The sequence below is a fragment of the Streptomyces sp. 13-12-16 genome (genome assembly GCF_002114215.1).
Lineage (GTDB): Bacteria > Actinomycetota > Actinomycetes > Streptomycetales > Streptomycetaceae > Streptomyces.
The window spans coordinates 1-7,692 of sequence record NZ_NCTE01000257.1 but is presented as its reverse complement, the minus strand read 5'-3'; the positions used below and the strand labels follow the sequence as shown (position 1 = coordinate 7,692).

General features: G+C 69.1%; 12 protein-coding genes. 7 read left to right on the top strand and 5 right to left on the bottom strand.

What is annotated here, in order from left to right; genetic code table 11:
* Nucleotides 1-163: 163 nt before the first annotated feature.
* From B7767_RS11645 to B7767_RS11630, 4 genes are all read left to right on the top strand, one after another.
* Entirely contained in the window at nt 164-727 is a 564-nt protein-coding gene (locus tag B7767_RS11645; protein ID WP_256923412.1) for a L,D-transpeptidase family protein, read from the top strand.
* A gap of 262 nt (nt 728-989) precedes the next feature.
* Complete coding sequence (locus B7767_RS11640; protein WP_085572137.1) at nt 990-1,448, top strand: TIGR03618 family F420-dependent PPOX class oxidoreductase; 459 nt, start codon at nt 990-992, stop codon at nt 1,446-1,448.
* A gap of 152 nt (nt 1,449-1,600) precedes the next feature.
* Nucleotides 1,601-2,167 carry a DinB family protein gene (locus B7767_RS11635; protein ID WP_085572138.1) on the top strand — a complete coding sequence of 189 codons (567 nt, stop codon included), beginning with the start codon at nt 1,601-1,603 and terminating at the stop codon, nt 2,165-2,167.
* Nucleotides 2,168-2,532: 365 nt separating this feature from the next.
* The gene (locus B7767_RS11630) at nt 2,533-2,910 is read left to right on the top strand and encodes a hypothetical protein (protein WP_085572136.1); all 378 of its coding nucleotides are present in this window, start codon (nt 2,533-2,535) and stop codon (nt 2,908-2,910) included.
* A gap of 129 nt (nt 2,911-3,039) precedes the next feature.
* Here the strand turns inward: B7767_RS11630 and B7767_RS11625 are convergent, their stop codons facing one another.
* Both B7767_RS11625 and B7767_RS11620 read right to left on the bottom strand, forming a co-directional pair.
* Nucleotides 3,040-3,327 carry a hypothetical protein gene (locus tag B7767_RS11625; RefSeq protein WP_085572135.1) on the bottom strand — a complete coding sequence of 96 codons (288 nt, stop codon included), beginning with the start codon at nt 3,325-3,327 and terminating at the stop codon, nt 3,040-3,042.
* Entirely contained in the window at nt 3,324-3,620 is a 297-nt protein-coding gene (locus B7767_RS11620; RefSeq protein WP_085572134.1) for a DUF6247 family protein, read from the bottom strand. The genes B7767_RS11625 and B7767_RS11620 overlap by 4 nt, the downstream gene beginning before the upstream one ends.
* Before the next feature lie 245 nt (nt 3,621-3,865).
* Between B7767_RS11620 and B7767_RS11615 the strand changes: the two genes are divergently transcribed.
* Complete coding sequence (locus tag B7767_RS11615; RefSeq protein ID WP_085572133.1) at nt 3,866-4,348, top strand: hypothetical protein; 483 nt, start codon at nt 3,866-3,868, stop codon at nt 4,346-4,348.
* Between the two features lie 14 nt (nt 4,349-4,362).
* Here the strand turns inward: B7767_RS11615 and B7767_RS11610 are convergent, their stop codons facing one another.
* Together B7767_RS11610 and B7767_RS11605 are read right to left on the bottom strand one after the other, a co-directional pair.
* Nucleotides 4,363-4,581: a DUF397 domain-containing protein gene (locus B7767_RS11610; protein ID WP_085572132.1), complete on the bottom strand. Its 219-nt coding sequence runs from the start codon at nt 4,579-4,581 to the stop codon at nt 4,363-4,365.
* Nucleotides 4,582-5,427 carry a helix-turn-helix transcriptional regulator gene (locus tag B7767_RS11605; protein ID WP_085572131.1) on the bottom strand — a complete coding sequence of 282 codons (846 nt, stop codon included), beginning with the start codon at nt 5,425-5,427 and terminating at the stop codon, nt 4,582-4,584. It lies immediately after the preceding gene.
* A 215-nt stretch (nt 5,428-5,642) separates the two neighbouring features.
* On the opposite strand from B7767_RS11605, the gene B7767_RS11600 reads away from it, so the two are divergent.
* Both B7767_RS11600 and B7767_RS11595 read left to right on the top strand, forming a co-directional pair.
* Nucleotides 5,643-6,272 (top strand): ATP-binding protein, encoded by a 630-nt coding sequence (locus tag B7767_RS11600; protein WP_085572130.1) that lies wholly within the window; start codon nt 5,643-5,645, stop codon nt 6,270-6,272.
* Nucleotides 6,273-6,367: 95 nt separating this feature from the next.
* Complete coding sequence (locus B7767_RS11595; RefSeq protein ID WP_085572129.1) at nt 6,368-6,724, top strand: hypothetical protein; 357 nt, start codon at nt 6,368-6,370, stop codon at nt 6,722-6,724.
* On the opposite strand, the gene B7767_RS11590 is transcribed toward B7767_RS11595, so the two are convergent.
* A protein-coding gene (locus B7767_RS11590; RefSeq protein WP_373408204.1) for an IS5 family transposase occupies nt 6,714-7,534 on the bottom strand; the annotation gives its coding sequence in 2 pieces (ribosomal slippage) (nt 6,714-7,192 and nt 7,192-7,534; 822 coding nt in all). The genes B7767_RS11595 and B7767_RS11590 overlap by 11 nt on opposite strands.
* Between the last annotated feature and the right edge of the window lie 158 nt (nt 7,535-7,692).

Sequence of the window (7,692 nt, the reverse complement as noted above, 5' to 3'; positions counted from 1 at the left end):
CCGACGGGGAGCCCGGACGGGCGCGCACCCCGCGCCGACACCACCGGCGGCGGAGCCCGGCGCACGCCGCCGGTCTGCCGGACGACCGCCCACCGCCCACCGCCCACCGCCCACGGCGGACGACGCCGGACCATGGCGCGACGAGAAACGAGAAGACAGGCACGTGAACGCGAACAAGGGTTCCCCGCGCGGCCACATGGCGGCGTGGGCGGTGCTGACCGCCCTGGCCCTCACCCCGGCCGCCCTCACCGGTGAACTCGCCGGAGCGCAGGCTCCCGCGACCACCCTGGTCTTCGACAAGAACCCCGACGACCCCACCGACTCGACGCTCTCGGTCCGTCAGGGCGGCGGGCTCCGGGCCACCTACCGGGCCGGATCGGGCCTCGGCGTCCAGGACGACTGCGCCCGCGCCAAGGGCTGGATCCCCGACGGGAACTGGCGGATCCGCTCCAGCACCCGCACCTACGACGGCAACCTCATCAAGGGGTACGCCGTCCACCTCCAGGACATGCCGTGCTCCCGGGGCACGGTGACGCGCACGGAGATGTTCATCCACTCCGAGACGGACCGCGACGGAGGCGAGGGCACGTCCGAGGCCCGCCGTTGGGACGGCCCGGGCGACTACGAGTCCAACGGCTGCGTGAAGCTGGACCCGGCGGACATCGAGGAACTGTTCCGCCTCCTCGACCGCATCGGCTGGCCCACCCACCTGCGCGTGGTGCCCTGACCCGGGCGGGAACCACCGGCACGCGTCCCGGCCCCACGGGTCCTCCCGACGCGTCGAGCCGACCACCGCGGCCCCTCGCACGGTCGTCCCCGTCCTCCCGGTTCGGGCCGGTCCGGCAGCGGATGGGACCCGATTGCCCCGACTGCCGGGTGACCCTTCCTCTTTCGTGAACGCCTGCCCGGGACGGCGCAGGAACCCGGCCGACGACGTTCCACCGCGGCGTTCACGAAATTACCGTGGGACCACGGTGGTTGATCACGGCATGACCAATCGACCCGCGCCCCGGGCCCTGTCCGACGAAGCCCTCTCCGACCTGCTCGGCCGGCAGCAGTTCGGCACGCTCGCCACCGTCAAGCGCAGCGGCCACCCCCACCTGACCACCATGGTGTACAGCTGGGACCCCGAGACCCGCACCGCCCGCTTCTCGACCACGGCCGACCGCGTCAAGCTCAAGCACCTGCGGCACGACCCGCGTGCGGCGCTGCACGTTCCCGGCGGCGACGTGTGGTCGTTCGCCGTCGCCGAGGGCGAGGCGGAGGTCTCCGGGATCACGACGGTGCCCGGCGACGAGGTCGGCCGCGAACTCCTCGCGATGCTCCCGGAAGCCGCGAGGCCCGAGGACGAGGACGCCTTCCTGGAGCAACTGGTGGCCGAACGCCGGCTGGTCGTCCGCCTGAAGGCGGACCGGCTGTACGGGACGGCGCTCGACATCGAGGGGTGAGGCGTGCCCGGCGGATCGTGCTGCCGCCGGAGCGGTGAAGCGGGCCGTCCCACTACGGATCGTGGGATGTTCGAGTACCACGGGTGGACCACGGTCAGGGAGGTCCGTTTATTCGGTTCCCGGCGGCACCGGCGGTGTGCGAGGGTCGGCCGGTGTCCGTCTCCCGAAACGAACCCGCCTCGCGGTACGCCCTCGACCTGCTGCGCCGGCAGTTCGACCTGACGTGGTCGCTGTTCGAGTACCACCTGGAGAGGCTCGAACCCGACGACTTCCTGTGGGAGCCCGTCGGCAACTGCTGGACGGTGCGCCGGGCCGACGACGGGACGTGGGTCCCGGACTGGGCGGAGAGCGAGCCCGACCCGGTTCCCCTGCCGACGATCGGCTGGCTGAGCTGGCACATCGGCTGGTGGTGGGGCGTGGCCATCGACCACGCCCGGAGCAGGGCGCCTCGGGAGCGGGGCGACATCAGCTGGCCGGGCGCGGGTGAGCCGACCGTCGAGTGGCTGCGCGGTCTGCGCGCCGACTGGCTGGAGGCACTGGACCGGCTCACCGGCGCCGACCTGGACTCGACCGCCCCGTTCCCGTGGCAGGACGACCCCCGGCACACCGTCGCGGACATGGTCGCCTGGGTGAACGCCGAACTGATGAAGAACGTCGCGGAAATCGGCCAACTCCGCCTCCAGCGAGCAGCCGACCACCCGCCGGCCGTCACGAGCTGACGGCCGGGGCCTGCGGCGGGGCACCGCTCACGGCCGTGCGTAGAGGACCGCGGCCGGTGCGGCCGCCTCGGGAACGGACCGGGACGACCTCGGGCACGGACCCGCTGCCGGACGCCGGATTTCGCCGGATCCGGGGGGAAGACCGTGCATCGGGTGGCCGCCGGGGCGGTATGAAGCGCGCCAGCCCTGCCCCCGGGACGCCCGGTCGACGGAGGGGGACCGAGGCGGAGCCCGGTGCTCGTGCCGGTCGGCGGAATCGCGTCGAGCCGGCTTCGAACCGGCCGGGGAAGGCCGAAAAGCAATGCTTGACGATTCAACATACTTGTTGTGAGCATGCGCGTGACCTCCTGAGATCGGAGCCCTTCATGCGTCTGAAGTCCCTCGTCCTCGCGGCGATACCCGCGGCCTTCCTCGGTGTCATGGCCTCCGCGCCCAGCGCGTCGGCGTGGTCCCCCGGGAACTGCCAAACTGGCACGTTCTGCGTCTGGCCCGAGTTCTGGTACGGCGACACGGACATGCCGCCGTCGCTGGTGACCGACGGTGAGTGGTCGGGCAGCGCTCGCGGCCACATCTTCTACAACAGGACGTCCCAGGACGTCACGATGACGTACGTCATCGCCGGGCACGAGGAGCAGGGCCCCAGGACGGCATGCGTCTCCAGCAACAACGGCAGCTACTTCACGATGCCCATGTACGTCACGGACATCGCCTGGCGCGAGGACGACGGCAGCCCCTGCTGGTGACCGCCCCGAGCCACCGTCCCCGGCGGCGCCGGGGCGCGTCGGGTGTCCTCGACCCCTCGATCGGAAAAGGCCGTACGGATCACGGCGGCGACGACCGACTCCGCGGAACCCGGCGCTCCCGGCCTGCGCCTATTCTTCGCGGGCTCCGTCGTCCGGTGTCACAGCGACGATCGCCACGGTCGGGGGCGGCGGAGACGGCGTGTACACATACGCCACGGCCAACCCCGGGACGCCGTTCCGGGGCTCGATTCTCGTCTTGCGCACCTCCGTGCCGTCGTGGCGGGGAGGCCCGAGCCGCACACCGAGGCGTGGAGCCTGCTCGAGCTCCTGCCGCAGAGCCTCCAGATCCCGCTCGGCTCCCAGCTCCTTCGCCCGCTGGGCAGCCCGTACGGTGACGGCCGCAATCACACCGCTCACGCGCGTGGATCCTCCTGCTTCAGCTGTGCCGTCAGGTCGAGACCCTCCTGTATGGCGATGTCGAAGTCCGGGTCCTGGTAGAGGCGGATCCGCCCCCGGTAGTCGACGATCACCGCGGCGACCGCATTGAGATCCGTCTCCGAGGAGGCCTCCAGCGCACGCTGGAGATCCGCTTCGAAGGTCTCCTGGTCGCCGGGGAAGCCGTGTCCGGACCGCAGAGCGGCCCGGATGTCGCCGATGGTCCTCAACGGCAACGGCGCAGGGATGGGTGTTTCTGCGTGTTCTGCGCTCACGATCTCTCGCTCCTTGATCTCCCCGTCCTACGAAGAGTGTCCTACATGTCCGCATCCTGCGCAGGCATCGCCCAGAACCGAGGGTGGGATTCTCATCGGGGGACGGACGGCTTCGAGGAGGCAGCCGGCCGTCGTGGTCCTCCCGACGAGCCTGGACCCGGCCCAGTTTGGGGAGGCCCTTGAACCGGCGAGCGGCGCACCGGCCTTCCCGCGTACCGCCTAGGGGTACGGGCGATGATGTGCGGGTGTTCTACGAGGATCTCAGCGCGTACGACTACCTGGACGACGACGCCTTCACGGACCTGGAGTCCGGCTTCTACGCACTCTGGTACCGCCCCGCGTACACCCGCCTGAACGTCGGCTGGCTGGAGGCCGGCAAGCCGTACGCGACGGGCCCGGTCCCCGAGGCGTTCGTGGAGAAGCTGAAGGCCGTCCAGCGGGTCCAGTGGATGAACGTCTGCCTGGGCGTCCACGAGTGCGACCTGTGCCCGACGGGGGACGAGCCGCCCCCGGAGGGCAACGGGGAGCTACGCATCCCCGGCGCCCCCGGCACCGCCTACGCCGCCCCGTTCCTCGTCACGCACTACGTCACCGCCCACGGCTACCGCCCGCCGCAGGCCTTCATCGAGGCGGTCCTCGCGGTCGACGTCGACGCGTGGGCCTCCGTGCGGTGGCCCGACGTTCCGTTCCCCTGGGTCCCGGGGGACGCGGAGCGCATGGTGGAGTAGGTGCCTCGGGAGGGTCAGGCGCACACGGCCGGTCGCTCGCGTCTCAACCCCGCCACGAAGAAACGCCATGCACCGGCTTCGACAGAGACGACAGAACCGTCCGCGTCCTTGGAGTCACGTATGAGCACGCCGTACGGGACATGGGCGCACTCCACACACTCGGTCGTGTTCGCGCCGCTGTAAGACGACTTGAACCAGACCAGCTCATGGAAGGCGGAAGAACGGGCGGGCATCTACAGCTCCTTGCGTGCGCGATGGATCAAGGCGGAGGAAGCCTCCATGTCCAACGCTTGTGCGCGGAGGTACTCGAACGCAAGCCTGTATCGGTCCAGCTCCTCGTCCTTCTCCAGGAAGAGGGAGCCGGTGTGGAAGTCCACATAGACCACGTCAAGGGCTGGCTCCGTGCCACCGATGATCACGAAGCTGCCAAGAGCGGCACCATGGGCTCCGTTCGAGAACGGCAGCACTTGCAGGGTGATGTGCGGTGACTCGTTGACTTCGAGAAGCCGCCCGAGCTGCTCCTTCATGATCTCCGGCGAGCCCACGACCCGGCGGATCACGGACTCGTCGAGGATGGCCCACAGCCGGAACGGCTTCGGCCGGGTGAGGATCTCCTGGCGCTTCATGCGGATGTCCACCAGCCGTTCGATCTCGGCTGGTTCCAGGGGGATTTCGTTGGCCTTCTGCAGAGCGGTGCTGTAGGCGCGGGTCTGGAGAAGACCCGGGACGTAGACGCAGGAGAAGTGGTCCTCGCGCACCGCCTCATCCTCAAGGGTGAGCAGGAGGTTCATGCTCTCCGGGATGGAGTCGGCGAACGAACTCCACCACCCTTGCTGCTTGGCGTCCTTCGCCAGCCGAACCACGGCTTCCCGCTCGGCATCCGTGGCTCCGTACCCACGGCACAGCGCGTCCACGACGATCCACTTCACCGGCCCCGCCTGCGTCTCGTACCGGCTGACCGTCGCCTTCGATACGCCGACCAGGCCGCCTGCCTCTTCCAGGGTCATCCCTTTGCGAGCACGCAACTTGCGCAGCATCGAGCCGAGTTGACGTCGGCGTGTGGTGGTCCGTACGGACATGGGACTCCTCAAGCGCTCAGCCGAGCAGGCGCTCGGGGTGTGAACAGGCTAGGTAGCGCGGCAGTCGGCTCCTAAGCGATTCACTCGATCGAGGTCCGTGAGAAGTTACATAGCGAGACTTCTCTGTGCCATTCTCGGTGACGGACCGCTACGCAATGCAGCCGTTCGGACACGGCAGGCGCAGCATGCGCGTGGCACGGGAGGGAGAACCGCTTATGCCCGGGACCGACATCAAGGACCGTCAGCGCCGTTGTGTCCTGCCTTTCGAGGCACTGCCGGCGGAAGTGCGTCTGCTGCGGCGGGCCGCTGCCACACAGCTCGGCCAGTGGGGCGTGCCGACCGCCGGCGACGCGACGCAGCTCGTCGTGACGGAGCTGGCGACGAACGTCATCAAGCACGTGGGGGAAGGCTCGCCGGCGACCCTGATCCTGGAGTGGAAGCGCGAGCGGCTGCGCGTCGAGATGCACGACAAAAGCAGCGCGCTGCCCGCACTGCGCACCGCTGACTGTGAGGCGGAGTGCGGCCGGGGCCTGCACATGCTCGCCGCCATGGCCGTGGACTGGGGAACCGCCGTCACGGCGCTGGGCAAAGCGGTGTGGTGTGAGATCGAACTGGGCTCGGACGCCGTGTGCCTGCGTATGGAGCGGGCCATCGACGCGCTGGAGAGCTACCGGGAACGCGGCGGGTCCGTCCTGCACGGGCGGTGCGAAACGGTCCTGGAGGAGACAGCGGTCGAGCTGATCGCCGACCTGCTGCACTGGACGTCCGCGCGGGGCCTGGACCCGGACGACGTGCTGGACCGGGCACAGATGCACTACGAGGCCGAAGCGGACGTTGCCGCTTGAAAGGGGTACTCGACTAAGACGTCGTTTCCTTTGGCTGAGGTCCGTGCTGTTGACCGGCGACGATGTGTATCAGTGCTCTGTGAGAGCCTCCGGGCATGAGCTACGACTTGGCTGTGTGGGAAGGCGAGAGGCCAGCGGATGACAAGTCCGCTGGCCGGGTCTTCAGCGACCTCTACGACCGCTATATCGACAGCGAGGTCGAGGAGCCTCCGTCCGAACGCATAGCGGCATACGTCGCGGCGCTTCTTGAGCGGTGGTGCGACATCACCGAGGACGAGGAGGACACTTCGCCCTGGTCGACGGGCCCGTTGATCGGCGAAGCCAGGGGTCCGTTGATCTACTTCCCGATGCGGTGGAGCATGGCCGAGGAGGCATCGGCCTACGCGGCAGCCGTGGCGGAGTCCATGGGTCTGGTCTGTTTCGACGTGCAGCAGGACCGGCTCAGGCCTTGAGCAGAGTCGCCAACCGGCGACAGCCGATGAGTGCTGCGGCTATGCCGACGAAGGCGAGGAAGTGCTCGGCCTTGCGCTCGTATCGACGGTGGAGCCGACGGCAACCGGCGAGCCAGGACACGGTCCGTTCGACCACCCACCGGTGGCGGCCGAGACGTTGTGAGGACTCGATGCCCTTGCGTGCGATGCGGTGGCGGATGCCGCGTTCGCGGAGCCATCGACGCAGGTGGTCGTAGTCATAGCCCTTGTCTCCGTGGAGCTTGTGGGGGCGTCGTCGACGAGGTCCGCGTTGGGACCGGATCGGCGGGATGCCCCGCACGAGGGGTTCGAGGCCGAGGCTGTCGTGCATGTTCGCGCCCGAGATGCCCAGTGAGAGCGGCAGTCCGTTCCGGTCGGTGATCAGGTGGATTTTCGATCCGGGCTTGCCACGGTCGGTCGGATTCGGTCCCGTCAGAGGCCCCCTTTTGCTGCCCGCACGCTGACGGAGTCGATCGCGCAGCGCGACCAGTCCAGTTCCCCGCGGGCGCCGAGTTCGTCGAGGATGACGCGGTGGAGCCGAGCCCAGACCCGGGCTCGGCTCCAGTGGGCGAAGCGTCGGTAGACGGTCTGCCAGCTCGGACCGAACACCGGCGGGAGCTGCCGCCAGGTACAGCCCGAGGTGGCCACGAAGATGATCGCGGCCAATGCTTCGCGGTCACCCGCCCTGCGCCGGCCGCCGCCCTGCGGGCGTATGACCTCCGTCGGCGGCACCACCCGCCGAAACAGCATCCACAACTCGTCCGGCACCAGCCGCTCGACCAAATCCGTCATGCACGGCTCAACGAACGATCACGCCATAAGAAACGACGTCTAAGACCGTGTCCTATGTGGTGCGGCGTCGTTGAACTCGACATGGGGCGGGGTACGTGGAGTTGGATTGTTCCGGACGGGTTGTGGGAGATCGCGAAGCCGCTGATCCCGCCGTCGAG

Bases quoted from the DNA above. Each gene is read 5' to 3' on its own strand.
- B7767_RS11640 (WP_085572137.1), top strand. From the start codon at position 990: ATGACCAATCGACCCGCGCCCCGGGCCCTGTCCGACGAAGCCCTCTCC.
- B7767_RS11630 (WP_085572136.1), top strand. From the start codon at position 2,533: ATGCGTCTGAAGTCCCTCGTCCTCGCGGCGATACCCGCGGCCTTCCTC.
- B7767_RS11610 (WP_085572132.1), bottom strand. From the start codon at position 4,581: ATGCCCGCCCGTTCTTCCGCCTTCCATGAGCTGGTCTGGTTCAAGTCG.
- B7767_RS11605 (WP_085572131.1), bottom strand. From the start codon at position 5,427: ATGTCCGTACGGACCACCACACGCCGACGTCAACTCGGCTCGATGCTG.
- B7767_RS11600 (WP_085572130.1), top strand. From the start codon at position 5,643: ATGCCCGGGACCGACATCAAGGACCGTCAGCGCCGTTGTGTCCTGCCT.
- B7767_RS11595 (WP_085572129.1), top strand. From the start codon at position 6,368: ATGAGCTACGACTTGGCTGTGTGGGAAGGCGAGAGGCCAGCGGATGAC.